The 24591-nt window shown below is 70.9% G+C and carries 18 protein-coding genes; 12 read left to right on the top strand and 6 right to left on the bottom strand.

Translation table 11 applies throughout. From position 1 onward, the window contains the following. The first annotated feature begins 37 nt into the window (after window positions 1-37). Window positions 38-1309 carry an enhanced intracellular survival protein Eis gene (eis, locus tag B7K26_RS01725; RefSeq protein ID WP_159449575.1) on the top strand — a complete coding sequence of 424 codons (1272 nt, stop codon included), beginning with the start codon at window positions 38-40 and terminating at the stop codon, window positions 1307-1309. Between the two features lie 85 nt (window positions 1310-1394). On the opposite strand, the gene B7K26_RS01730 is transcribed toward eis, so the two are convergent. Further along, a complete protein-coding gene (locus B7K26_RS01730; RefSeq protein ID WP_084076958.1) occupies window positions 1395-1844 on the bottom strand; it encodes a ribose-5-phosphate isomerase in 450 nt (149 codons plus the stop codon). Window positions 1845-1922: 78 nt separating this feature from the next. On the opposite strand from B7K26_RS01730, the gene B7K26_RS01735 reads away from it, so the two are divergent. After that, window positions 1923-3860: a M13 family metallopeptidase gene (locus tag B7K26_RS01735; protein WP_084076959.1), complete on the top strand. Its 1938-nt coding sequence runs from the start codon at window positions 1923-1925 to the stop codon at window positions 3858-3860. Between the two features lie 285 nt (window positions 3861-4145). On the opposite strand, the gene B7K26_RS01740 is transcribed toward B7K26_RS01735, so the two are convergent. Next, a complete protein-coding gene (locus B7K26_RS01740) occupies window positions 4146-4598 on the bottom strand; it encodes a MarR family winged helix-turn-helix transcriptional regulator (protein WP_159449576.1) in 453 nt (150 codons plus the stop codon). A gap of 70 nt (window positions 4599-4668) precedes the next feature. Between B7K26_RS01740 and B7K26_RS01745 the strand changes: the two genes are divergently transcribed. After that, window positions 4669-6432: a chloride channel protein gene (locus tag B7K26_RS01745; protein ID WP_200810920.1), complete on the top strand. Its 1764-nt coding sequence runs from the start codon at window positions 4669-4671 to the stop codon at window positions 6430-6432. Here B7K26_RS01745 and B7K26_RS01750 read toward each other — a convergent pair. Both B7K26_RS01750 and B7K26_RS01755 read right to left on the bottom strand, forming a co-directional pair. Further along, entirely contained in the window at window positions 6429-8144 is a 1716-nt protein-coding gene (locus B7K26_RS01750) for an alpha-glucosidase (protein WP_084076961.1), read from the bottom strand. The two genes, B7K26_RS01745 and B7K26_RS01750, sit on opposite strands and share 4 nt — an antisense overlap. A 3-nt stretch (window positions 8145-8147) precedes the next feature. Beyond that, complete coding sequence (locus tag B7K26_RS01755; RefSeq protein WP_234998652.1) at window positions 8148-10073, bottom strand: ABC transporter ATP-binding protein; 1926 nt, start codon at window positions 10071-10073, stop codon at window positions 8148-8150. A gap of 74 nt (window positions 10074-10147) precedes the next feature. Between B7K26_RS01755 and B7K26_RS01760 the strand changes: the two genes are divergently transcribed. The 3 genes from B7K26_RS01760 to B7K26_RS01770 all read left to right on the top strand — a co-directional run bounded on the left by B7K26_RS01760 (window position 10148) and on the right by B7K26_RS01770 (window position 12147). Then, window positions 10148-11083, top strand: a complete 936-nt coding sequence (locus tag B7K26_RS01760; RefSeq protein ID WP_143340411.1) for a hypothetical protein — start codon at window positions 10148-10150, stop codon at window positions 11081-11083. Between the two features lie 4 nt (window positions 11084-11087). Then, window positions 11088-11558 (top strand): tRNA (cytidine(34)-2'-O)-methyltransferase, encoded by a 471-nt coding sequence (locus tag B7K26_RS01765; RefSeq protein ID WP_084076964.1) that lies wholly within the window; start codon window positions 11088-11090, stop codon window positions 11556-11558. 103 nt (window positions 11559-11661) lie between these two features. After that, a complete protein-coding gene (locus B7K26_RS01770) occupies window positions 11662-12147 on the top strand; it encodes a MarR family winged helix-turn-helix transcriptional regulator (protein WP_084076965.1) in 486 nt (161 codons plus the stop codon). Between the two features lie 13 nt (window positions 12148-12160). Here the strand turns inward: B7K26_RS01770 and B7K26_RS01775 are convergent, their stop codons facing one another. After that, window positions 12161-13543 carry an MFS transporter gene (locus tag B7K26_RS01775; protein ID WP_084076966.1) on the bottom strand — a complete coding sequence of 461 codons (1383 nt, stop codon included), beginning with the start codon at window positions 13541-13543 and terminating at the stop codon, window positions 12161-12163. Window positions 13544-13689: 146 nt separating this feature from the next. Between B7K26_RS01775 and B7K26_RS12780 the strand changes: the two genes are divergently transcribed. The 3 genes from B7K26_RS12780 to pepN (B7K26_RS01785) all read left to right on the top strand — a co-directional run bounded on the left by B7K26_RS12780 (window position 13690) and on the right by pepN (B7K26_RS01785) (window position 19604). Beyond that, window positions 13690-14274 (top strand): DUF3558 family protein, encoded by a 585-nt coding sequence (locus B7K26_RS12780; RefSeq protein WP_143340412.1) that lies wholly within the window; start codon window positions 13690-13692, stop codon window positions 14272-14274. A gap of 74 nt (window positions 14275-14348) precedes the next feature. Then, window positions 14349-16937: an aminopeptidase N gene (gene pepN / locus B7K26_RS01780; RefSeq protein ID WP_084076967.1), complete on the top strand. Its 2589-nt coding sequence runs from the start codon at window positions 14349-14351 to the stop codon at window positions 16935-16937. A gap of 123 nt (window positions 16938-17060) precedes the next feature. After that, window positions 17061-19604 (top strand): aminopeptidase N, encoded by a 2544-nt coding sequence (gene pepN / locus B7K26_RS01785; protein WP_084076968.1) that lies wholly within the window; start codon window positions 17061-17063, stop codon window positions 19602-19604. An 18-nt stretch (window positions 19605-19622) separates the two neighbouring features. On the opposite strand, the gene malQ is transcribed toward pepN (B7K26_RS01785), so the two are convergent. Next, window positions 19623-21764 carry a 4-alpha-glucanotransferase gene (gene malQ / locus B7K26_RS01790; RefSeq protein WP_084076969.1) on the bottom strand — a complete coding sequence of 714 codons (2142 nt, stop codon included), beginning with the start codon at window positions 21762-21764 and terminating at the stop codon, window positions 19623-19625. Window positions 21765-21847: 83 nt separating this feature from the next. Between malQ and B7K26_RS01795 the strand changes: the two genes are divergently transcribed. From B7K26_RS01795 to B7K26_RS01805, 3 genes are read left to right on the top strand one after another with little or no spacing between them, the layout of a single operon-like run. Next, window positions 21848-22981 (top strand): mechanosensitive ion channel family protein, encoded by a 1134-nt coding sequence (locus B7K26_RS01795; RefSeq protein WP_084076970.1) that lies wholly within the window; start codon window positions 21848-21850, stop codon window positions 22979-22981. Window positions 22982-22997: 16 nt separating this feature from the next. Continuing rightward, complete coding sequence (locus B7K26_RS01800) at window positions 22998-23435, top strand: globin (protein ID WP_084076971.1); 438 nt, start codon at window positions 22998-23000, stop codon at window positions 23433-23435. Beyond that, window positions 23435-24319, top strand: coding sequence for an acyl-CoA thioesterase II (locus tag B7K26_RS01805; RefSeq protein ID WP_084076972.1), 885 nt, complete (start codon window positions 23435-23437; stop codon window positions 24317-24319). Before B7K26_RS01800 ends, B7K26_RS01805 begins: the two co-directional genes overlap by 1 nt. The last annotated feature ends 272 nt before the right edge of the window (window positions 24320-24591 follow it).

Below are 24591 nucleotides of genomic sequence, written 5' to 3' on the forward strand. Positions count from 1 at the left end.
TTTCTTGACCGAGCCAAAACCTGAAATGGTAGAAGGCATGAAGAAGGCAGAGGGTTACCAGTCCATCTCCGTCCCCGAGGACCGACTCGACGATCTCTTCCAGGTGGTCCAGTGGGCCTTCGTCGGCGAATGGCTGCGCGAGGACCGGCAGGATTACGTCGACGCCATCCCCGGCGACCGCGCCCGCGCCCTCGAGGTCACGGACGAGCGCCGCGGCACCGTGGGCGAGCTCGCCGCCGTACACGCAAGCTTCGGCACCGAGATGGTCACGCCGGGCGGGCGCCGCGTGCCGACCGCCGGCCTGTCGTGGCTGGGCGTGCACCCCGCGCACCGCCGCCGCGGCCTCATGACGACGATGATGCACGACCACTTCGCCCGCTGCCTCGAGCGCGGCGAGGCAGTGAGCGCCCTGTACGCGATGGAGGCGGAGATCTACTCCCGCTTCGGCTACGGCATGGCCTCGCAGACCGTGAAGGCGTCCATCCCGCGCGGCTCGCGCATGTGGTCGGTGGACGGCGCCGACGACCTCACGGTCCGGCTCGAGCGCGCGGACTTCGACACGCACGACCAGCTTGTCGCCGACCTCCAGGCCAAGCTCACGCGCCCTGCCACCATCCTCAACCCCGTCGGCTCGGGCCGCAACGCCCGCTTCACCGACCCCGTGGGCAACCGCCACGGCTACGAGAAGTGGCGCATCGCGATCGTCGAGGACCACGGCGAGCCCGTCGCCTACGCGTTCTTCCGCCGCAAGCCCGACTCGGAGCTGGGCATCCACGACGGCGTGTGCCAGGTGCGCGAGCACGGCTCGCTCACCCCGGCCGCCGCGCAGAAGCTGTGGGCGACCCTCACCGACTTCGACCTCGTGGGCACCACCTACACCGAGAACCTCGCGACCGACGACCCGCTGCTGTACCAGCTGAAGGACTCGCGCGGCATCCGCTCCAAGGTCATCGACAACCTGTGGGTGCGCCTGCTCGACGTGAAGACGGCGCTCGAGGCGCGCGAGTACTTCCACGACTGCTCGGTGACGTTCGCCCTCACCGACAAGCACGTGCCGGCCAACGCCGGCGTGTGGCGCATCGAGGTGCGGGGGGCCGATGCCGAGGTCACCAAGGTCTCGGACGACCCGCACGGCGAGGCGGACCTGTCCATGGACGCGCGTCACCTGTCGACGGTCTACCTGGGCGGCACCTCGGTCGAGGCGCTCACCGCCGCAGGCCTGGTGCACGAGCACACGCCGGGCCAGGCGCGCGAGCTCGCGGTGTCGATGCTCTCCCCCGTCGCGCCGCTGACCAACTGGGACTTCTAAGCGACTCGTCCCGCTCCTGGCGGGACATGGGGGTCGGCGATCGCCCGATTCCGGCCCTCATGTCCCGCCAGGAGACGCGGCGGCGCTACTGCTGCGGGCGGTAGGCCATCATCTCGTCGATGCGGCGCTGGTGGCGCTCGTCCTCGCTGAAGGGCTCGTGGATGAAGGCATCGGCGATCGCTGCTGCCTCGTCCAGCGAGTGCATGCGGGCGCCGATCGAGCCGATCTGCGCGTCGTTGTGCTGGCGGGCAAGGCGCGCGGTCTCCTCGGACCAGATCAGCGCCGCGCGGATGCCCGCGACGCGGTTGGCGGCGAGCTGCTCGCCGTTGCCCGAGCCGCCGATGACGATGCCGAGGTCGCCGGCCGAGGCCAGCACCGCCTCCGCGGCGTCGATGCAGAACGACGGGTAGTCGTCGAGGGCGTCGTACTCGTGGGCGCCGTGATCGACCACTTCGTAGCCTCCGTCGGCGAAGTGCTTCTTCAGGTGCTCCTTGAGCTCGTACCCGGCGTGGTCCGCGGCGATGTGGATGCGCATGCGCCCATCATGCCGCACGGCGCACGCCCAGAGCGAAACGGCCCCACCGGTGTCGGGCCCCGCCCCTAGGGTGAGGTCATGGCACTGCATTCCGGCATCGATACTGACGAGTTTTCGCCGACGGTCCGTCCGGGCGACGACTTCTTCCGCTACGTCTCCGGCCCGTGGGAGGAGGCGCACGTCATCCCCGACGACCGCTCGGCCGACGGCAGCTTCTACACGCTGCGCGACGAGGCGGAGAAGCACACGCGCGCGATCATCGAGGCGGCGCCGAAGGACTCGCTGCTGGGCGCCCTGTACGCGTCGTTCATGGACGTGGGCCGCCTGGGCGCGCTCGGCACGCAGCCGCTGACCGCCGACCTCAACGAGGTGTCCGGCGCCGCCGACCACGACGCGCTCGCCGCGTCCATCGGCCGCCTGCAGCGCGCGGGAGTGTCCGGCCTCGTCGGCTACTACGTGTTCGCCGACAAGATCGACCCCGACCGCAACGTGGTCTACCTTGGCCAGTCCGGCATCGGCCTTCCCGACGAGGCGTACTACCGCGAGGACTCCTACGCCGAGGTGCGCGACAAGTACGTCGCCCACATCGACCGCATGGCGGAGCTCACCGGCCAGTCGTTCACGGGCGCCGACGTGCTCGCGCTCGAGACGGCCATCGCGAAGCACCACTGGGACGTCGTGAAGTCGCGCGAGGCGGAGCTGACGCACAACCCCACCACCCTCACCGGCCTCGCGGCCGATGCCCCGGGCTTCCCGTGGGCGGCGTGGGCCGACGCGATCCAGATGCCGGCCTCGGCGCACGAGCTGCTGGTGGTCGGCGAGCCCAGTTACGTCGAGGCGATCGGCCAGCTGTGGGGCGCCACCGACCTCGACACGTGGAAGCGCTACCTCGCGTGGCGCATCGTCAACTCGCGCGCCGCGTACCTCACGGAGGAGATCTCGAAGGCAAACTTCGAGTTCTATGGCACCGTGCTGTCGGGCGCGCTCACCCAGCGCGAGCGCTGGAAGCGCGGCGTGGGCTTCGTCGAGGCCGTCGCCGGCGAGGTGGTGGGCCAGGAGTACGTGAAGGAGCACTTCCCCCCGGACCACAAGCAGCACATGGACCGCCTCGTGGCCAACCTCATCGAGGCCTACCGCGTGTCGATCGAGTCGCTCGAGTGGATGACGCCCGCCACGCGCGAGCGCGCACTCGAGAAGCTCCAGCAGTTCACCCCGAAGATCGGCTACCCGGAAAAGTGGCGCGACTACGCGGCACTGAGCGCCGACCCCACCGACCTCGTGGGCAACGTGCGCGCCTCGTCGGCCTTCGAGGAGGACTGGGAGTGGTCGAAGATCGGCCAGCCTGTGGACCGCACCGAGTGGCTCATGACGCCGCAGACGGTCAACGCCTACTACCTACCGATGGCCAACGAGATCGTGTTCCCCGCGGCCATCCTGCAGCCGCCGTTCTTCCACCCCGAGGCGGACGACGCGATCAACTACGGCGGCATCGGCTCCGTGATCGGCCACGAGATCGGCCACGGCTTCGACGACCAGGGCTCCAAGTACAACGGCCGCGGCGCGCTCGAGGACTGGTGGACCGAGGACGACAGGAGCGCGTTCATGGAGCGCGCGAACGCCCTCATCGCCCAGTACGACGGCTACTCGCCCAAGCAGCTGAACGGTTCGCACCACGTCAACGGCGCGCTCACGGTCGGCGAGAACATCGGTGACCTCGCGGGCGTGGAGATCGCCCTCAAGGCGTACGAGATCAAGCTGGGTCACCCCATCGACGAGGCGCCCGAGGTCGACGGCCTCACCGCCAAGCAGCGCTTCTTCATCGGCTACGCGCTCACCGAGCGCATGGTGGTGCGCTCCGAGGCGCTCATCACGCGCATCGCGATGGACCCGCACTCCCCCAGCGAGTTCCGTGTCAACGGCATCGTGCGCAACATGAACGCCTGGTACGACGCATTCGGCGTGGCCGAGGGCGACGAGCTCTACCTCGCCCCCGAGGAGCGGGTGTCCATCTGGTAGCCACCAGGTTTACAGTGGTGCCAGGCCCCGCGGTGGGGCTGTTGCCGCGAGACGGGAGGCCACCTATGGCTGAGAAGACGAACATCGACCTGATCGACGTGACCGCGGATGACGCGGCCGCCGAGAAGACCGGCGGCTGCTGCGGCGGAAGCTGCGGCTGCGGTAACTAGTCGACCCGCAACCTTCGAGACCCGGAAGGCGGGGCTGGATCCTTGAGATCCGGTCCCGCCTTTCGGCGTTTCCGGCCCCGTGCGGAGCCTCCGGGCGGCCGATGCCGGCGCCGGGTTACATCCCGAGCGTCAGCAGGTCCGCGGCCGCGGGCTCGTCGGCGGCCTGCGCGTACAGCTCCATGCCCGTGAGCACGGCGGCCCTCTCGTCGTCGGTGAGGCGTTCGAGAGTCGCGGTCACGGTGTCGCGGCGGCGGCGCATGACGTCCTCCACGAGCGCGGTTCCGGCCTCGTCGAGGCCGATGATGACCTCGCGCCTGCTGGCCTCCGCGATTTCGCGGCTGACGTAGCCGCCGGCGACGAGGCGCTCGACGGTCCTCGTGAGCGTCGACGGGTGGACGCCGACGGCCTCGGCCAGCTCCCCCATACGCTGCGGGCCTCGCGAGGCGAGCACCACGAGCACGCGGTACTGCCCGAGCGTCACGTGCTCGAGGGCGCCTTGGAGGGAGCGGGCCACATGGCCCAGGAGGGCGCGGGAGGCGCGCATCGTCGCATCGGCCTGCGGTTCCATGCGGAACATCGTACGCAGGCCGCCCTGATAGGGTGCAACAGTTGTCTATAGCCAATCTTTCGGACGTGACGTGACCCCTCCCCGCCGACTGCTCCAGTGGCGCCCCACCCTCCTCATCGCCGGCTCCGAGCGCGCGACGATGCTCGCCCTCGCCGTCGTCGCCGGCATCATGGCCGGCTTCGGCGCCGTCGCCTTCCGCTGGCTCGTCGAGCACGCCACCCTGCTGTTTTCCGGGCAGGACGACTACGCGGGCACCACCGACCACCCCGCCCACCCGTGGCTGCCGGGCCTCGGGGGCTGGTTCGTGGTCCTCGTGCCCGTCGTCGGCGGCCTCATCTACGGACCTCTGGTGCACCGCTTCGCCCGCGAGGCGCGCGGGCACGGCGTCCCCGAGGTCATGTACGCGATCCAGCGCAAGGGCGGCAGGATCGCCGGACGCGTCGCCTTCGTGAAGGCGATCGCGTCCGCGGTCACGATCGGCTCGGGTGGCTCCGTGGGCCGCGAGGGGCCCATCGTCCAGATCGGCTCGGCGCTGTCGTCCTCGCTCGGACGCGTCACCAGGATCCCCGGCTCCCAGCTGCCGCTCCTTGTCGCGTGCGGCGCGGCGGGCGGCATCGCGGCGACGTTCAACGCCCCCATCGCCGGAGTGTTCTTCGCGCTCGAGCTACTGCTGGGCTCTTTTGCCGTCGGCTCCTTCGCCGCGGTGGTTCTGGCCTCCGTCACGGCATCCGTCATCGCGCGCGCCATCCTGGGCAACGAGGCGTTCCTCGTCCTGCCCGAGCTAAGCGTCCACCACCTCGCCGAGTACGGCCTGTTCGTGGCGCTCGGCCTGCTCGCCGGCTGCGTCGGCATCGGCTTCTCCAAGGTCCTGTACTGGTTCGAAGACATGGCCGACAAGGTGTGGCGCGGGCCCGAGTGGCTGCGTCCCGCAGCCGGAGGACTCCTCCTCGGCCTCCTGCTGCTGGTGCTGCCGCAGATGTACGGCGTGGGCTACCCGGTGCTCGAGAACGCCGTCGTCGGCGACTACCTGGTGCCGTTCCTGCTGCTCCTGCTCGTGGCGAAGGTCATCGCCACCTCCCTCACCATCGCCATCGGCGGCTCGGGCGGCGTCTTCGCGCCCTCGCTGTTCCTCGGCGCGATGCTGGGCGCCGCCGCGGGCCAGGCGATCGATGCGGTCGCGCCGGGGCTGGGCGTCAGCCCGGGCGCGTACGCCGTGGTGGGAATGGCCGCCGTCTTCGCCGGCTCGTCGCGCGCCCCGATCACGGCCGTGTTAATCCTGTTCGAACTCACCGGCGAGTACTCGATCATCCTGCCGCTCATGCTCGCCGTCGTGGTCGCCACGGCCACGTCCTCCGTCCTCAGCCGGGACACCATCTACACGGAGAAGCTGCGCCGCCGCGGCATCGACCTCACGCGGCACACGTCGCGCACCGCCGGCCTCGCACACGTCCAGGTGCGCGAGCTCATGGCGGCCGCTCCCCCGACCCTGGCGACAGGCGTCCTCGCGACCACCGCGACGCGGCTCATCCTCGACGCCGGCCGGCCGAGCCTTCCCGTGGTGAGCGACGACGGCCACTACGTGGGCGTGGTGAGCGCGTCGGCGGCCGCCAGGGCGCTCGCCGATGACGACGACGCCGATGACCTCGTGGTGGCGGACGTGTCCCAGTGGCGCGAGCACATCGGTCCAGACGACACGATCGACTCCGTGCTCGACACCATGCTGGACGGCTCGGCACCCGACGGCCTCCCGGTGCTGGACGACGACGGGCGCGTGGTCGGCTGGCTGCGCCACGAGGTGGTGCTGCGCGCCGTCGCCACGGGCGCCGCGACCTAGGCGCCTCGGCCCGCGTAGACGCGCGCCTCCCACGGCGCGAGCCTGACTTCACCGTCCGCGGGCGCTTCCCCGGCCGGCATGTTCTCCAGCGCCACCTCGCCGCCCACGTCGACCCTGGCCACGGCATCGGCCCCCGAGAGATTCGCGACCACGGTGAGCGTGCGCCCCTCGTGGCTGCGGCGGAAGGCGTAGACCTGCGGGTTGTCCTCGTCGAGCATGGTGAAGTCGCCGTGAACCACCACCGGGTCGGAGTGGCGCAGCGCGATGAGGCGCCGGTAGAAGGCGAGGACCGACCCCTCGTCGTCGCCCTGGGCCGCCGCGTTCAGCCACGTGTGATTCGCGGTGGCGGGAAGCCACGGCGTCCCCGTCGTGAAACCCGCATGGGGCGAGGCGTCCCACTGGACGGGAGTGCGCGCGTTGTCGCGGCTCATCGCCGCGAGCCCGGCGAGGCGCTGCTCAGCAGGGATGCCCGCGGCATCGGCCTCGTCCCACCACCGCAGCGACTCGACGTCGCGATAGTCGGCGATGGAGGCGAGGCCGGCATTCGTCATGCCGATCTCCTCGCCTTGATAGATGTAGGGCGTCCCGCGGTGAAGGTGAAGCACGAGCGCGAGCGCCGTCGCGGAAGCCGCCCAGTGCTCGCCGTCGTCGCCAAAGCGCGACACGACGCGGGGCTGGTCGTGGTTGTCCCAGTACAGCGAGTTCCAGCCCACCTCGCCCAGGCCGGCCTGCCACCGGCCCAGCACCGCCTTGAGGTCGCGCAGGTCCAGCGGCACTGGATCGAACTTGCCGCCCGGGCCGTGGTCGAGGTCCACGTGGTCGAACTGGAAGACCATGTCGACCTCGCGCCGCGCGGGGTCGGTGAACAGGCGCGCCTCGTCGACCGTGACGCCGGGCATCTCGCCCACCGTGATGAGGTCGGCGTCGCGTCCGGCGAACACCTCGCGGTGCATCTCCTGGAGGAACTCGTGGATCCGCGGCCCGCACGTGTAGAAGCGCGAGCCGTCGCCCAGGCCGCCGGGCCCCTCGCCCACCGCGGCGTCGGGAAGCGCGAGGTCCTTGGAGATGAGGTTGATCACGTCCATGCGGAAGCCGTCGACGCCGCGGTCGAGCCACCAGCGCATCATGTCATAGACGGCCTCGCGCACCTCGGGGTTCTCCCAGTTGAGGTCCGGCTGCGAGCGGTCGAACAGGTGCAGGTAGTACTCCCCCGTCGCCTCGTCGAGTTCCCAGGTGGGACCGGAGAAGAACGAGCGCCAGTTGGTGGGCTCGGCGCCGCGCGCGCCGGCCGCGAAGCCGTCACGGGCTGGCCGCCACCAGTACCAGTCGCGCTTGGGGTTGTCGGTGCTCGAGCGCGACTCGAGGAACCACGGGTGCTGGTCGCTCGTGTGGTTGACCACGAGGTCCATGACGAGGCGCATGCCGCGGGAATGCACGTCGTCGAGGAGCGCGTCGAGGTCGTCGAGCGTGCCGAAGACGGGGTCGATGGCGCGGTAGTCGGAGATGTCGTAACCGTTGTCGGCCTGCGGGGACGCATAGATAGGCGACAGCCACAGGACGTCGACACCGAGTCGCTCGAGGTGATCGAGGCGCTGCCGGATGCCGGGCAGGTCGCCGATGCCGTCGCCGTCGGAATCCTGAAAGCTGCGCGGATAGATCTGATAGACGACCGCGCTCTTCCACCACTGCGGCCCGCTCAGCATCGTGGGCATCGGCTACCTCCTCGGCAGGTCCTCGTTGTCCTTCTGGTCCGATGCCAGCCTCGCATACAGCCCGCCGGCGGCGAGGAGCGAGGCGTGTGAGCCCGACTCCACGATGCGGCCGCCGTCGACGACGTGGATGACGTCGGCATCGGCCACTGTGGATAGCCGGTGCGCGACGACGAGGGTGGTGCGCCCCTCGGCGGCGCGGTCCAGGGCGGCCTGCACCACCCGCTCCGAGACGGTGTCGAGGGCGCTCGTGGCCTCGTCGAGCAGCAGCACGGGAGGGTCCTTGAGGATGACGCGCGCGATCGCGATGCGCTGCTTCTCGCCCCCGGACAGGCGATAGCCCCGCTCGCCCACCACCGTGTCGTAGCCGTCCTCGAAGGTCATGATCTGGTCGTGGATGTTCGCCGCGCGGCAGGCCTCGACGAGTTCCGCGTCGGTCGCGTCGGGGCGGGCATAGCGCAGGTTCTCGGCGATGGAGGCGTGGAAGAGGTAGGTCTCCTGGCTCACCACTCCCACGCGCTCGACGATCGACTCGTGGGTGAGGCGGCGCACGTCCTCGCCGGCGAACAGCACCGCGCCGCCGGACACCTCGTGGAGCCTCGCCGCGAGGTAGACGATGGTGGTCTTTCCCGCGCCGGAGGGCCCCACGAACGCCACCGTCTGGCCCGGCTCGGCGGTGAAGGAGACGCCGTCGAGGGTCGCGCGGCGCTCGGCACCCGCATCGGGGTAGCGGAAGGTGACGTCGCGGAACTCGACCCGGCCCATGGGGCCCGGAGCGGCGGCGGCGTCGCGTGCATCGGCCGCGTCCTGGATCGCCGGCGTGAGGTCGAGGTACTCGAAGATGCGCGCGAACAGCGCCTTGGAGGTCTGCACCTCGAGCGCCACCCGCATGAGCGCCATCAGGGGGAACAGCAGCCGCCCCTGAATCGCGGTGAACGCGACGACAGTGCCCGCGGTGATAGTCGGCTCAAGGCCCTGGCCGGTGGCGTGCGCGATGAGGAGGCCAGAGACCAGGTAGATCACCGCGGGGACAGAGCTCATGATGACGGTGACGAGCCCGAAGAACCACTGGCCCGACATCGACAGCCTTACCTGGAGGTCGATCTGGTTCGCGTTCTCGGCGCGGTAGCGCTCGGACTCGAGGCGCTGCCGGTTGTAGACCTTGGACAGCAGGATGCCGCTCACGGACAGTGTCTCCTGCGTGATCGCCGTCATCTCGGACAGCGACTCCTGTGTCCGGGACGCCAGGCGGGCCCGCACCTGGCCCACGCGCCGCTGCACCGCGACGAGGGCGGGCATCAGCACCACCGCCACCAGGGTCAGTCGCCAGTCGAGCAGGATCATCGCCACCAGGGACGCGAGGACGGTCACGGAGTTGCCGATGATGGACGACACGAACGTGGTGAGCACGCCCGAGACGCCGCCCACGTCGTTCTGCAGGCGCGACTGGATCACACCCGTCTTGGTGCGCGTGAAGAACGCCAGGTCCATCGACTGCAACTTGTCGAACAGCCGGGTACGAAGGTCGCCGGTAACGCGGTTGCCCACGGACGAGGTGACGTAGGTCTGCCACACCCCGAGTGCGGCGGTCGCGATGAAGATGACGATGACGAGCGCCACCAGTTCGCCCAGCAGCGCGAGGTGGGGAGCGGAGCCGTCGGACGGGAACAGCGCGTTGTCGAAGATGCGCTCGATGATGAGCGGCGGGATCACGCCGGCCGATGCGGTGACCACCACGAGCGCGGCCGTCAGCGCGAGCGCCCCGCGGTACGGGCGGAACAGCGCGAGGACGCGGCGCCACAGGTCGGGGATCTCGGGGGCATCGGCGTTGGCGGCACGCTGCGCTGCCTCGTCCCTGCCCGAAACGCCGCGGCCGGGACCGTGGCCGCCGAGGGCGGCGCGGCGCGATCCTGGCGGGGCGGGCATGCTCATGCGCCGAGCCTAGTTCGGCGGGCGGCGGCCGCCTTCCCCCTGCGCGCGGGCGGCGCTGCGGCTAGCCTGCCCGGGTGAGCGACGCCGATCCCGACACCGCACGTCCGCCGGCCTCGGCGACCGCCTCCGCCACCGCCACCGCCACCGCATCGGCACTCTGCGGCGTGCTCGCGGCGGCGCTCGGCATCCTTCCCTGGCTCGTGGAGGGCGCCCGGCTTCCGCTGCAGAACGTGTGGGCCACCGAGGCGTTGCCCGAGGACATGCCGCTGGCACTGCTGCCGTTCAGTCAGTATTCGCTGACGACGATCGCGGCGATGCTCGTCGTGGGTGGCGCCGTCGCCGGGGCGGCCGAGCGGTGGCTGCTCGCCCGGCGCGGCCTCGGCCGGCGCACGCTGGTGACGGTCGGGCTCGCGGCGACTCAGCTGGTGTGCGTCGCGCAGACCACGGTGGTGACCCAGGCCGGGATCGAGGACTCTTCCCGGGCGTCGGTGTACCTCGCGGGCCTGGCGCTCGCTGCCGTCGTCAGCGTCGGCGTCTCGGTGCTGGTGCAGCGCGGGATCGCCGGCGGCGGTCCGGCGGCCGGGGCCATGGCGGCGACGGCCGGCGGCATCGCGCTGGGGATGTGGGTGGCGGCGCTGGCGTCGGCGCTCGCGGGGGTCGCGAGCAGCCCGCCGGCGTGGGTGTTCGCCGTCGCGACGTGGACCCCGAGCGTCGTCGCGGGGATCGCGGTGGGGGTCTGCGGCGTGTCTACCGTGCGGCGGGCCTTGGGTGCCGTGGCGTCCCTGCTGGGATTGTGGGTGCTGCCTGCCTTCGCGACAGCGCTGTCGTATGCGGTGGGGTCGCGCGTTTACCTGCAGAATCCGGCCGAGCTAGTGCCGGCGGCGGCGCAGGTGTTTCGGTTGGCGCTGGGGACCGACGGCGGGGCGCCCCAGCGACTCCTCGTTGCCGTCGCGGTGGCGGTGGTGACGTGGGCGGTGTGCCGGACGCTGTCGCGACGTGCGGGACACTGAAGACATGTCTGCCGCACCGCACATTGCCTATTACGAGCCGCGCATCCCGGAGAACACTGGCGCGGCGATCCGCCAGTCGGCAGTGACGGGTTCGCCTCTGCACCTCATCGAGCCCCTGGGGTTTGACCTGAGCGAGCCCAAGCTGAAGCGCGCGGGGCTGGACTATCACGACCTCGCGTCGGTCACCGTGCATCCATCGTTCGACGCGTTCCTCGAGGCGATGCCCGGCTCGCGGGTCTTCGCGTTCACGGCGCACGCTGAGACCCTCTACTCGGACATCGCCTACCGGCCCGACGACGTGCTGCTCTTCGGCCCCGAGCCCACGGGCCTTCCCGAGGAGGCGATGGCGCACCCACGCGTCACCGACCGGGTGAGGATTCCTATGTTGCCGGGGCGGCGCTCGCTCAACCTGTCCAACTCGTCGGCCCTGGTGGTCTACGAGGCATGGCGCCAGGCGGGCTTCGCCGCCGACTAACCCCGGGCGCGGCGTCGTCCCCAGGCCCTTCGCAGCATCGGCCGTCTTCACCCTGCCTGGCAGCATCGACGTTCTCTCTCGCCCCATCGTTAACGTCTTCACTATGGACGACGAGAGAGCTCCGAGCCTGAGCGAGCGCGCCCCGCTCGTCGAGGCAGTGCGGCTCCTCGAGGCGCGCATGCGGGACGTCGCCGCCATCGCGGCGCCCGACCCTTTCTCCTTCATGACGCTGCACCAGGCGTTCCTCTTTCAACACCTCGCGAGGGCGCCAGGCGGGTTGCCCCAGGCGACCCTCGTCGAGCGGGTGAACACCAGTGCCCCCGCCGTCTCCCAGATGGTCGGGCGCATGGTCCTCAAGCGACTCGTCACGATCGAACGGCACCCGCTGAACGAACGCACACGGCTCGTCGTGCCGACCGAGCGCGGCTTCGCCGACTACGACTGGGTGCTGCGCATGGTCGCGAGCGAGGACCGCCGCTGGCGCGGCGGCGGGAACCCCGACGCTGCGGGCACCGTCTCGCTCGACACCTACGTCGAGTCCGGCATGGCGCTGTGGCGGTGGGAGCGAGGCAAGGGTCCGATGCCGTAGCCAACCGGGGTGCTCAGGGCACCGGGTGGCGGTCGTCGTACTCGCGGAACGTCTGCCCCGTCCGCGAGCGCCGCAGGCGCGTGAGCACGGCGATGAGGCCGATGATGGCGAGCCCGCCGAGCAGCGGCGGGCACCACAGCCCCACCGCTGTCGCGAGGATGCCCGCATACATGTCGCCGATGCGTGGCCCGCCCGTGACCACCACGACGAAGATGCCCTGGAGTCGGCCGCGCATCTCGTCGGGAGACGCCTGGATGATCATCGTCTGACGGAAGATCGAGCTCACCTCGTCCGAGGCGCCCAGCCCGGCCATCGCGATCGCGAGGGGCACCATCGCCGGCCAGAAGATGCCTCCCCAGCCGGGCGCCGCGACGTGGTCCACCCCGCTCATGACCAGCACGACCACCCCGAACAGCACCGCGAACCCGCCGAACACAGTGATGGCGCGCCCGATCGCGACGCCGTGGCGATGCACGTGCGCCACCGGGCCGGAGAACAGCGACACGAGGATGGTGCCCACCGCCCCCGCCGCCGTCAGCGCGCCGACCGTCAGCGATCCCCCGCCCACCACCGTCGCCCCGAGCGCGGGGAACAGGACGTAGGGACGGCCAAACGTCATCGCGACCACGTCGACAACGAACGACATCCGAATGTTGGGGCTGCGACGCAGGAAGCCCGCCCCCTCACGCAGCATCCCCCAACCGACGACCCCGCCGCCGCTGAGGCGCGGCAGCGGCGGCAGCGACCACACGCCAAGGAAGCCCGCCGTGAACAACACCGCGTCGATCGCGAACGTCCACGCGAGCCCGGCCGACGACGCGAGCACCCCCGCGAGCGCCGGTCCCAGCGTGAGGCTCGCCCCGAAGGCGATCCCGTTCAGCGCGGTCGCGCGGGACACGAGGTGCGGGGGAAGGATGCGGGCCACCACCGAGCCGCGCGTGGTGCTCGAGATGGTCGCGGCGACGGCGTTCACCGTCGTCACCACGTAGAACGGCCACACCGGGGCGTGGCCACCGTCGGCGTGCCGCGACACGTCCCACAGCGCGAGCGCCACCAGCGTGAACGTCGACGCCCAGGCCACGAGCGACGACACGATGGCGAGGCGCCGGCGGTCGAAGACGTCCGCGAGCATGCCGCCCCACAGGCCAGCGACGATCATCGGCACGAGCGCGAGGCCGCCCACGAGCCCCACGGCGAAGGTCGACTCGGTGATCTCGTAGATCTGCAGCCCGACGGCGACGACGGTCATCTGGGCGCCGATGCCCGACACGGTGCCGCCGATCCACAGGCGTGCGAATGCGGGCGACTGCTTCAGCGGGGCGAGGTCGACGAGCCGCCGCTTGCGTGCCGGTACGGGCGAGCCTGCGTCCTCGGATCCGGGCTGCTCGGCTCTCACCGGCGAAGTCTATGGCAGGCATGAATCGCCCCTCCCCCGAGGCCGCCCGGCCGCGGCGCGCGTCGGCGCGCGACAAACGGGGCGTTCAGCCCTAGCCTGAAGCCCTGAGTGGCACCGGCCGATGACGGTCGGAGGGGGAGGTGCCGATGCACGGCTCGTCGTGGCGCACCCGCGTCGCGGGTCTCGCCGTGCCCGTCGTCGCCGTCGGCGCCCTCGCCGGATGCCTCCAGGGCCCGGGAGAGTTTGAGCCGGCCACCCCCACCTCCGCGACCGCGGCACCCGTCGGCACTGCGCGCGCGGCGACCGTCGACATCGACCCGTGCGGCCTGCTCGACGCGGACACCATCGCCCAGGCCACGGGCGAGACGCTCGAGCGCGCGCCGCTCGACCTGCCCACGGCCGATGCCCACACCGCCGGGCTCACCGGCTGCCGGTGGGCGGACGAGGACGGCCACGAGGTGTCGGTCATGATCGACCCCACCATCACCGACATCGACGCGTTCTACGCGCAAGCCAGCGCGGACGCCGACGCCGCGGGCGAGCCGGTGACCGCGCTCGCCATCGACGGAGCCGACCTCGCCTTCGGCGGTGAGAGCGACGACTTCGCCGCGGTCGCCGTCGTCATCGCCGGCGTGGTGCACCAGGTCCTCTACGCGGCCCCCAGCGACGACGACCGCCTCGCCGCCGCCCAGGAACTCGCCCGCGCCGTCGTCGCCGCTGAGGCCGAATGAGGCCTCCTCGCCGTTCGCTTTGGGCCGAGTCGCCCAATGCGCGCCATTCGTCCACCCCGTGAGAGGATCCCCTCATGCCTGGTACCAACCTCACGCGCGCCGAGGCCGAGGCCCGCGCCGCCATCGTCTCCACCGAGACGTACACCGTCGAGCTTGACCTCACCACCTCCGAGGAGACGTTCCGCTCGACGACGACGGCGCGCTTTGCCGCCACGGCCGGCGAGTCGACCTTCATCGACCTCATCGCGCCCACCGTGCACCGCATCGTGCTGAACGGCGTGGAACTGGACCCCGCGGAGCACTTCGCTGACAGCCGCATCTCGCTTCCCGACCTCACGGAGAGCAACGAGCTCATCGTCGAGGCCGAGTGCGCCTACATGAACACCGGCGAGGGCCTCCACCGCTTCGTGGACCCCGAGGACGGCGAGGTCTACCTCTACAGCCAGTTCGAGGTGGCCGACACGCGCCGCATGTACGCCGTGTTCGAGCAGCCCGACCTGAAGGCAGCGTTCACCTTCACCGTCACCGCGCCCGACCACTGGCACGTGCTGTCCAACAACCCCGGCGCGTCGACCCCGGTCGACGGCACCATCGAGATCGCCGGCACCGAGCGCGGCAAGCTGCGCTGGGACTTCACCGAGACCGTCAAGCTGCCCTGCTACGTCACCGCGCTAGTGGCCGGCCCGTATCACGAGGTCGAGGGCACCGTCACGTCGCGCAAGGGCGAGCTGCGCGCCAACGTGTACTGCCGCAAGGCCCTCGCGCCCTACCTTGACGCCGACGTCATCCTTGACGACACCCAGCAGGGCTTCACGTTCTACGAGGACAAGTTCCAGTACGACTACCCCTTCGAGAAGTACGACCAGATCTTCGTCCCCGAGTTCAACGCTGGCGCGATGGAGAACGCCGGCTGCGTGACGTTCCTCGAGGACTACGTGTTCCGCTCCAAGCCCGCCCAGGCGCGCGTCGAGCGCCGCACTGTGACGGTGCTGCACGAGCTCGCCCACATGTGGTTCGGCGACCTCGTCACCATGAAGTGGTGGAACGACCTGTGGCTCAACGAGTCGTTCGCCGAGTACGCGTCCACGGTCGCGACGGTCGAGACCACCAAGTGGAAGAACAACTGGGTCACCTTCAACGCCCTCGAAAAGACGTGGGCGGCGCGTCAGGACCAGCTGCCGAGCACGCACCCGATCATGGCCGACATCAAGGACCTCGAGGACGTCGAGGTCAACTTCGACGGCATCACCTACGCGAAGGGCGCCTCCGTACTGCGCCAGCTCGCCGCCTGGGTGGGCGAGGACGAGTTCTTCGCCGGCGTCGCCGAGTACTTCCGCAAGCACCACCACTCGAACACCACGCTGCGCGACCTGCTTGTCGAGCTCGAGGAGACCTCCGGCCGCGACCTGTCCGCCTGGTCCGAGGTGTGGCTGCAGAAGGCCGGCATCACCACGCTGCGCCCCGAGATCGAGGTCGACTCGAACGACGACATCGCGGCGTTCGCGGTGCTGCAGGAGGTGCCTGAGGAGTGGCCCACGCAGCGCCCGCACCGCCTCGGCATCGGCGGCTACGACGTGATCGTCGACGAGACGGGCGTGACTCGCCTCGAGCAGTCGATGCACGTCGAGATCGACGTGCGCGGCGAGCGCACCGACGTCTCCGAGCTGGTGGGCAAGCACCGCCCCGCGCTGCTGCTCATCAACGACGGCGACCTCGCCTACGCCAAGGTGCGCCTCGACGAGCAGTCGCTCGCGACCGCCGTGGAGCACGTGGGAAGTTTCGCCGACCCGCTGGCCCGCTCGATGGTCCTCACCGCCGCGTGGGACATGACGCGCGACGGCGAGATGCCGGCCCGTCAGTACATCGACCTGGTGCTGAAGAACATCGGCCGCGAGTCCGAGTCCACCACCGTCATGGTGCTGCTGCGCCAGCTGTCGACGGCGCTCGCGCTGTACGTCCACCCCGTGCACGAGGCAGACGCGGCGCAGCACGTCGCCGAGCAGCTGTGGAAGCTCGCGATCGAGGCCGAGCCCGGCTCGGACAGCCAGCTCCAGTTCGTGCGCGCCTTCGCCGCTCACGCCCAGTCCGAGCTGCACCTGGACAACCTCCAGGGCCTCATCGACGAGAAGCTCCACCTCGAGGGCCTCGCGATCGACAAGGACCTGCAGTGGGACCTGCTCACCGGCCTCGTGGCCGGCGGTCGCGCCGGCGAGGTGGCGATCGAGCTGCAGCTCGCCAAGGACGGCTCGGCCTCCGGCCAGCGCCGCGCCGCCCACGCCAAGGCGGCGATCCCCACGGTCGAGGGCAAGCGCGCCGCGTGGGACTCGCTCGTCAACGCCGAGAAGGACATGCCCAACGCCCTGCAGTACGAGGCGACGGCCGGCTTCGCGCACGTGCATGACACCGCGCTGCTCGAGCCGTACATCGACGAGTACTTCGCGTGCGTCCGCCGTATCTACGCGGACAAGACCAACGAGATCGCGACCAACCTCATCGAGGGCCTCTACCCCGCCGAGCTCGCCGGCCGCGTCGCCGACCTGCAGGACAAGGCCGATGCGTGGCTCGCCGACAACGCTGACGCGCACGATGCGCTGAAGCGCCTCATCATCGAGGGCCGCGACGGCGTGCGCCGCGCCCTGAAGAACCAGGAGCGCGACTACTAAGTCACGCGACCCACACCACCGCGAAGGGGGCGGCCCGCACGGGCCGCCCCCTTCGCGCGTCCCCGGCCCCCGCATCGGCCACGCGCGCGGCGCGACCCACCCCGGCGTGAAAGACTGGCCCGCATGGCCACCACCCTGACGAGGGACGAGGCGACGGCGCGGGCCGCCGTGCTGTCGTCCGCCGAGTACCGCATCACCTTCGACTTCACGGGTGGGGGTGACACGTTCCGGTCGACGTCGACGGTGATGTTCGACGCCGCGCGCGACTCGTCGACGTTCCTCGACCTCGTGGGCCGCGCGGTCAGCATCACCGTCAACGGCGAGGCGCTCGACCCCGCGACCGCGCACGTCGACGACCGCATCCACCTGAGCGACCTCCACGGACCCACCGAGGTCACCGTCGAGGCCGAGTGCGACTACCGCACCACTGGCCAGGGCATCCACCGCTTCATCGACCCCGTCACCGACGAGTGGTACCTCTACAGCCAGTTCGCGACGGACGATGCCCGCGCCGCCTTCGCGGTCTTCGACCAGCCCGACATCAAGGGCACCTTTCAGTTCACCGTCACCGCTCCCGCGACGTGGCAGGTCATCTCCAACACCGTGCAGCCCCGGCCGGCCGATGCCGGTGACGGGGCGCTGACCTGGGAGTTCACTCCCACGGTGCCGCTGCCGTGCTACGCGGCCGCCGTGGTCGCCGGCCCGTACGTGTTCGAGGAGACGGTGCTGCAGTCGGCCAAGGGCGACATCCCCGCGCGCGTCTACGGCCGCTCCGAGGTGCGCGACCACCTCGCCGCGCAGCGCCTCTTTGCCGACGTGCAGGCGGGAATCGAGCTGTTCGAGCGCATCTTCGCCACCGAGTTCCCCTACGACTCGTACGACCAGATCTACGTGCCGCAGTACAACTGGGGCGCCATGGAGAACGCCGGCTGCGTGACCATCTCCGAGGACCGGCTGCTGTTCCGCACCGAGGTGTCGGAGTCGGAGCTCGAGGGCCGCACCGTCACCGTGCTGCACGAGCTCGCTCACATGTGGTTCGGCGACCTCGTCACCATGCGCTGGTGGGACGACCTGTGGCTCAACGAGTCCTTCGCCGACTTCGTGGCCACGCACGCCGCGACCCAGGTGACCGAATACGCCGACGCGTGGGTGAGCTTCGGCGCGGGCCGCAAGTCCGTGGGCTACGTCCAGGACCAGCTGCCCACCACGCACCCCGTGCTGGGCGACGTGCCCACCGTCGAGGCCGTCACCGGCACGTTCGACATGATCACCTACGCCAAGGGGGCGTCGGCGCTGCGTCAGCTCGCGGCCACGCTCGACCTGCCGGTGTTCTTCGCGGGCGTCGCCGCCTACGTGCACGCCCACCACCACGGCAACGCGACACTGTCCGACCTGTTCGCCGAGCTCGAGTCCGCCTCCGGCAGGGACCTGTCCGGCTGGTCGCGGGCCTGGCTCGAGACGCCGGGCGTCACGACGCTCACGGCGCAGGTGACGGCGGACGATGCCGGCGCCGTGTCCTCGCTGATCGTCACCGAGGAGGTGCCCGAGGGCGCCATCCACCACCCGCATCGGCTCGCCATCGGCGGCTACGTCCTGGGCGACGAGGGCCTCACGCGGGCCTGGCGGATCGCTGCCGACGTCGCTGGCGAGTCCACCGCCATCTCCGAGGCGGTGGGCAAGCCCATCCCCGACCTCCTCCTGGTGAACGACGGCGACCTCACCTATGCGAAGGTGCGCCTTGACGCGCGCTCGCTGGCGACTGTCGAGGCGCACATCGCAGAGTTGGCGGACCCGATGGCGCAGCACCTCGTGCTCGACTCGCTGTGGCACGCGTGCCGAGACGGGGTGCTGCCCGCGCGTCGCTATGTGGGTGTGGTCCTCGAGGCCGCCGGCACCCTCGCCAACTCGGAGGTCCTCGGCGCTCACCTCACCACCATCGGCACGGCGATCCGCCGCTACGCTCCGCCGACCGCCCGCGAGGAGCTCGCCGGGGCCACCGCGCAGCGCCTGTGGCAGCTGCTGGGCGAGGCGGTGCCCGGCTCGGACGCGCAGCTGCACCTGCTGCGCGGCTTTGCCTCCCTTGCCACGACCGACGCGCAGGCGCAGATCGCCGCGGAACTCCTCGACGGCACCACGGCGATCGAGGGTCGCGAGATCGACTCCGAGCTGGCGTGGGACCTCGTGACGGCGCTCGCCCAGACCGGACGGATCGACGACGCCGGCATCGACGAGCGGCTCGCCGTGGACAACTCGACCGCGGGTCAGCGCCGCGCGGCAGGCGCGCGGGCCGCGCTCGCCGGGGCGGACGCCAAGCGCCGCGCGTGGGACTCCATCGCGCACCCGCAGGGCGCGGTGCCGCCGAACGCGATCGCGTTCGCCACGGCCCTCGGCCTCGGCCGCTCGCACCGCCCCGAGGACCTCGAGCCGCTGCTGGACGACATCCTCGCGAGCCTCCGGCCCATGTACGAGTCGATGTCGTCCTTCATGGCGCTGCGCACCGCCAACTATGCCTTCCCGTCGGTCCTCGCGGGCCGCGTGGACGGCCTCGAGCAGCGCGTGGAGCGCTGGCTCGCGGACAACGCCGACGCCCCCTCGACCCTCATCAAGGTGGTCACCGAGGGCCTCGACGAGATCCGTCGTTCGCTGCGCGCCCAACAGGCGGGCTAAGCGAGGGCGCGCCGCGCGTCAGGACTGGCGCGCGGCGCGCACCGCCTCAAGTAGGCGGTTCAGGCGGGGGTGGTCGAACATGTCGTCGAGCAGCACCGCCACCCCGTTGGCGTCGGCCAGCGGCACCTGCCAGTTGGGGTACTCGGTGTGCGTGCCGGGGTGGTTCTGGGAGCGTCGCTCCCCCACCGCGTCGGTGAGAGCCACGGCGGTCAGCAGCGCGGGCGTGTGCATGGCGAGGCGGTGGACACCGGCGACGAGGTCCTCCTCCTCCCAGTCCTCGATCATCCAGTCGCGTTCCCGTAGGTAGGCGACCATGCTCGCGCGCTCCGCGGCGGACTTCGCCGCCTCCCCCTCGACGTCGTCGATGAGGCCCAGCTCCTGGCGTACGGGGATGTGCTCGCCTGCCAGGTAGGCCGCCGTGGGCGGCAGGTCGTGGACCGTGACCGACACGAGCGCATCGGCACGGTAGTGCTCGGGCGGCGTGGGGGAACCGTCGTGCTGCTTCTCGAAGAGCGCGACGACGGTACCCAGGAGCCCCCGAGCGTTGAGGTAGTCGGAGACCCACGGCTCGAGGGTGCCGAGGTCCTCGCCGATGACGATGGTGCCCGCGCGCTCGGCCTCGAGCGCGAGGATCCCGATGAGCGCCTCGTGGTCGAAGTGGACGTACACGCCGTCCGCGGGCGAGTGCCCCTCGGGCACCCACCACTGCCGGAACAGCCCCAGGATGTGGTCGATCCTCAGCGCGCCGGCGTGCCTTACGGCCGCCCTCACCACGTCACGGAACGGCAGGTACGCCGCGGACTCCAGGGCGCGCGGCTGCCACGGAGGCTGCGACCACGACTGGCCGTGCTGGTTGTACATGTCCGGCGGCGCGCCCACGGCGATGCCCGAGGCGAGCACGCGGCCCAGCGCCCAGGCATCGGCCCCCTGGGGATGCACGCCGACCGCGAGGTCCGTCATGAGGCCGATGCTCATGCCGGCGTCCGTCGCGGCGCGCTGGGCCTCGCCCAGCTGCTCGTCGCAGACCCACTGCAGCCACGCGTGATAGAGCACCCGGTCGGAGTGCTCCTCTCGCCACGCGTCGACGGCGGTGGGAAGGCGCTTGGCCAGCTCGTCTGGCCACGGGACGCCGCGGTGGGCCTCCGCGATCGAGCACCAGGTGGCGAAGTCCTCGAGGGAGCGGCCCTCGCGCAGGCAGAAGGCCTCGAACGCTGCCTGGCGTCCCGCGGAGCGCGGCGCGGCGTAGACCTTCTCGAGCGCGGCGGCCTTGAGGCGCCACACGGTGTCGCGGTCGATCCTGTCGGTCGACGCGTTCATGCGGCGAGGCTTCTCCGCCTCCCACTCGAGCACGGCCCGCTGCTGCGAGGGCAGGTACGCCACTTCGGGGATGTCCTCGACGCGGATGTACAGCGGCGACAGGAAGCGCCGCGACGTCGGCAGGTACGGCGACGGCTCGATGGGCGTGGCGGGCTCGGTCGCGTGGAGCGGGTTGATCTGGAGGAAGTCGGCGCCGGCGGCGGCGGACAGCGCGCCAAGGTCCGCCAGGTCGGCAAGGTCGCCGATGCCCCACGAGCGCTCGGAACGCACGGAGTAAATCTGGGCGGCAAGGCCCCACGGCCGGCGGGCGCGCACGTCGGCCGGAAGCGGGGCCCGCTCTGGGGTGACCACCACGTAGCCGCGCGCCCTCACCCCGGTGGTGGAGGCCTCGACGCGGTGCCAGCCGAGCGGCAGGTCCGCGGGAATCTCGAAGGTGGCGCGGCCGATCAGGCGTGTGCCGACCTGGCGCGGCTCCACGAGGATGTCGAGCTGGCGCAGGCCGCGAGTCGACCCGTCCTCGAGCAGCAGGGTCGCGGCGGCCGGCTCGCCGTGCGGGACGTGGAGGGGAAGCTGGCGGCTGTGCCCCGCGCGCAGCACCGTCACGGGAGGCACCACCCGGGCCCACGGCAGGTCCTCGAGCGCGGCGAGGGATCCGCGGCAGCGCTCGTCGTCCTCGGCGGCGACGCCCATCGCGGCAAGCGCGGCCCGCACGGCGGCCGTCGAGCTGGAGCGAGGCGAGCCGTCCCAGCCGGTGTACGTCAGCGCCACGCCGCACGCGCGGGCAAGCGCGGCAAGCGCCTCGCTCGGGGCGGCGTCCTCAGCAGTGGTCTCCACGGCGTCCATCCTGCCAGGTTCAGGCCCATTTTCAACGGTGACGATCGTCACGGGCATCGTCGCTTCCCGCATCCGTGGTTACCCTGGGAGGTGTGACTGCCCTGAACCTCATCTTCGCGTCCACGTCACCCGACCCGTCGACCACCCCCACGCCGGGAACCGTCGATCTCCCCAGCACTGACGAGATCTCGACCTGGTTCGACGGGGTCGAGGAGCGCGCCGCCGGTCTCGGGGCCGCCGCGATCATCGCGATCGTGGTGTGGCTCGTGGGCCACTACCTCATCAAGGCCTTCGCGGCCTCGATCGAGCGTGGCACGCAAATCGCGGACCCCAAGACTCTCGCAGCACTCAAGAAGGCGCGGATCCGCGTCCCCGAGGCCGACGAGACCGAGGCGCGGCTCGAGGCCGAGCGCCGCCGTCAGCGGGCGCACACCATCAAGCGCGTGCTCGACTCCGCGCTCGCCCTGGTCATCGTGATCCTGCTGCTGATGACGGTGCTGAGCGTCCTGGGCGTCCCGGTGGGGCCGATGCTCGCCTCCGCCGGAATCCTCGGTGTCGCCCTCGGTTTCGGCGCGCAGTCGCTCGTGAAGGACGTGCTGGCCGGCATCTTCATGCTCATCGAGGACCAGTACGGCGTGGGCGACGTCGTCGACCTGGGCGAGGCCGCTGGAACTGTCGAGGAGGTGGGCCTGCGCTGCACCAGGCTGCGCGCCCTCGACGGCACCGTCTGGTACATCCCCAACGGCGAGATCACGCGCGTGGGAAACATGACGCGCCTGTGGAGCCGCGTCATGATCGAGGTGCGCTTCGCCTACGACACTGACGTCGAGGCGGCCAAGGACGCAATGATCGACGCGGTCACGGCCGCCGCGGGCGAGTCCGAGTCCGTCGCCGCCGCCCTGCTGGGCGACGCCGAGGTCGCGGGCATCGAATCGCTCGAGTACAACGCCGTAATGCTGCGCCTCATGTGCCAGGTCAACCCTGCGATGCAATGGGACGTGCAGCGCGAGGTGCGCCGCGAGATGCGCCGCATCTTCGCCGAGCGCGGCATCCGCCTCGCGGTGCCGGGCGACGCCATGGTGGTCGACAGCCACGCCCGCGACACCGACGACCTCCTACCGCCCGACTCGCCGCGCAAGCGCGGGGCCGAACAGCCCACGGACGCCGACGGCAAGCCGTTGCCTCCCCCGTCGGACGATGTCGACGGTGACGGAGAGTCGGACTGACGTGACGACTCCCGGCATGAACGTGGGCTCCGGGCCCACGCAGGAGGAGGGCCAGTCCTTCTTCGAGGCGATCGGTGGCCACGACACGTTCGCCCGCATCGTCCACCGCTTCTACCAGGGCGTCGCGAGCGACCCCATCCTTGGCCCCATGTACCCGAGTCACGACATGGAGGGCGCCGAGTGGCGCCTCACCGCGTTCCTCGAGCAGTACTGGGGTGGGCCCACCACCTATTCCGATCAGCGCGGCCACCCGCGCCTGCGGATGCGCCACCACGGCTTCCACGTGAACCCCGAGGCGCGCGACCACTGGGTTGAGCTCATGCGCGACGCCGTCGCCGCGGAGAACCTGTCGCCGCTGCACGCGGTGACGCTCATGGACTACCTCGAGCGCGCCGCGCATTCGATGATCAACACGTTCGAGCCCACGCCTGGCTCCACGGCCGAGGAGGCCTAATGCAGCACGCCGAGGACATCTGGGCCAGCGAGGCCGTCGCATCGGGCATGCAGGTGCTTGACCTGCGGCGCCTGGGCGATACGTCCTTCGAGGCCGACTCCCTGCCGATGCCGGGCGGGCGCGCCTACGGCGGGCAGGTGCTCGCGCAGGCGCTGCTGGCCGCGGGGCACACCGTCGACGACGAGCGCCACATGCACTCGATGCACGGGTACTTCCTGCGCCCGGGCGACGCCTCGCGCCCCATCACCTTCGAGGTCGAGGTGCTGCGCGACGGACGCTCCTTCTCCGCGCGGCGCACCCACGCCTTCCAGGACGGTAAGCCCATCCTGTCGATGATCGCGTCGTTCCAGCTGCCCCAGGAGGGGCCCGAGCACCAGGTCACCATGCCGGAGGTGCCGCGCCCGGACGAGGTGGTTTCCGGCCTCGACATCCTCGCGCCCTTCGAGGGCGACGCGCGCGCCGACTACTGGCTGAAGCGCACTCCCTTCGACCTGCGCCACATCGAGGGCTCGCTCCTGTTCAGGCCGGATAAGAGTCCCAAGCAGTATCAGACCACCTGGGTCAGGCTGCGCGAGCCCATCGAGGCCTCCGACCTCACCCACCGGGCGCTGCTCGCGTTCGGCTGCGACCAGGTGATGCTCGAGCCGCTGCTGCGCCGCCACGGCGCGTCCTGGATGACCCCCGGCCTCAACTTCGCCAGCCTCGACCACGCCATGTGGTGGCATCGTCCGGCGCGAGCCGACGAGTGGCTGCTGTATCTGCAGGACGCGCCGACCGCTCAGGGCGGCCGCGGCCTCGGCGGCACGTGGATCTTCTCCGAGGATGGCAGACTTGTCGCGTCGGCCGCCCAGGAGGGCATGTTCCGGCTCCCGCTCGACGACTGAGCATGATCAGGACAAGTCAAGACCCCGCCTTTACCAAATCGTGACACGATTTCCGATGTCACGCATTTACCAGGGATAACGTCCAACGCCTCATGGCGTGTCGGGACGTTATTCCCGCACGCTCGCTTGAAATCCATGGCCACGCCTGGATAGCGTCATCGGGCCGTCTCGGGGTCCGCGTCAGTCACGACCGAGTCGCCAATGACCAGCCCAGGCCTCGTGGCTGCGCCGTTCCCCGGCAGCGCCCCAGGCGAGCGTGGACCCCTCCCGAT

It is taken from the genome of Demequina sp. NBRC 110057, from assembly GCF_002090175.1.
GTDB lineage: Bacteria > Actinomycetota > Actinomycetes > Actinomycetales > Demequinaceae > Demequina.

Bases quoted from the DNA above. Each gene is read 5' to 3' on its own strand.
- eis (WP_159449575.1), top strand. From the start codon at position 38: ATGAAGAAGGCAGAGGGTTACCAGTCCATCTCCGTCCCCGAGGACCGA.
- B7K26_RS01730 (WP_084076958.1), bottom strand. From the start codon at position 1,844: ATGCGCATCCACATCGCCGCGGACCACGCCGGGTACGAGCTCAAGGAG.
- B7K26_RS01735 (WP_084076959.1), top strand. From the start codon at position 1,923: ATGGCACTGCATTCCGGCATCGATACTGACGAGTTTTCGCCGACGGTC.
- B7K26_RS01740 (WP_159449576.1), bottom strand. From the start codon at position 4,598: ATGGAACCGCAGGCCGATGCGACGATGCGCGCCTCCCGCGCCCTCCTG.
- B7K26_RS01750 (WP_084076961.1), bottom strand. From the start codon at position 8,144: ATGCCCACGATGCTGAGCGGGCCGCAGTGGTGGAAGAGCGCGGTCGTC.
- B7K26_RS01755 (WP_234998652.1), bottom strand. From the start codon at position 10,073: ATGAGCATGCCCGCCCCGCCAGGATCGCGCCGCGCCGCCCTCGGCGGC.
- B7K26_RS01765 (WP_084076964.1), top strand. From the start codon at position 11,088: ATGTCTGCCGCACCGCACATTGCCTATTACGAGCCGCGCATCCCGGAG.
- B7K26_RS01770 (WP_084076965.1), top strand. From the start codon at position 11,662: ATGGACGACGAGAGAGCTCCGAGCCTGAGCGAGCGCGCCCCGCTCGTC.
- B7K26_RS12780 (WP_143340412.1), top strand. From the start codon at position 13,690: ATGCACGGCTCGTCGTGGCGCACCCGCGTCGCGGGTCTCGCCGTGCCC.
- pepN (WP_084076967.1), top strand. From the start codon at position 14,349: ATGCCTGGTACCAACCTCACGCGCGCCGAGGCCGAGGCCCGCGCCGCC.
- pepN (WP_084076968.1), top strand. From the start codon at position 17,061: ATGGCCACCACCCTGACGAGGGACGAGGCGACGGCGCGGGCCGCCGTG.
- malQ (WP_084076969.1), bottom strand. From the start codon at position 21,764: ATGGACGCCGTGGAGACCACTGCTGAGGACGCCGCCCCGAGCGAGGCG.
- B7K26_RS01800 (WP_084076971.1), top strand. From the start codon at position 22,998: ATGAACGTGGGCTCCGGGCCCACGCAGGAGGAGGGCCAGTCCTTCTTC.
- B7K26_RS01805 (WP_084076972.1), top strand. From the start codon at position 23,435: ATGCAGCACGCCGAGGACATCTGGGCCAGCGAGGCCGTCGCATCGGGC.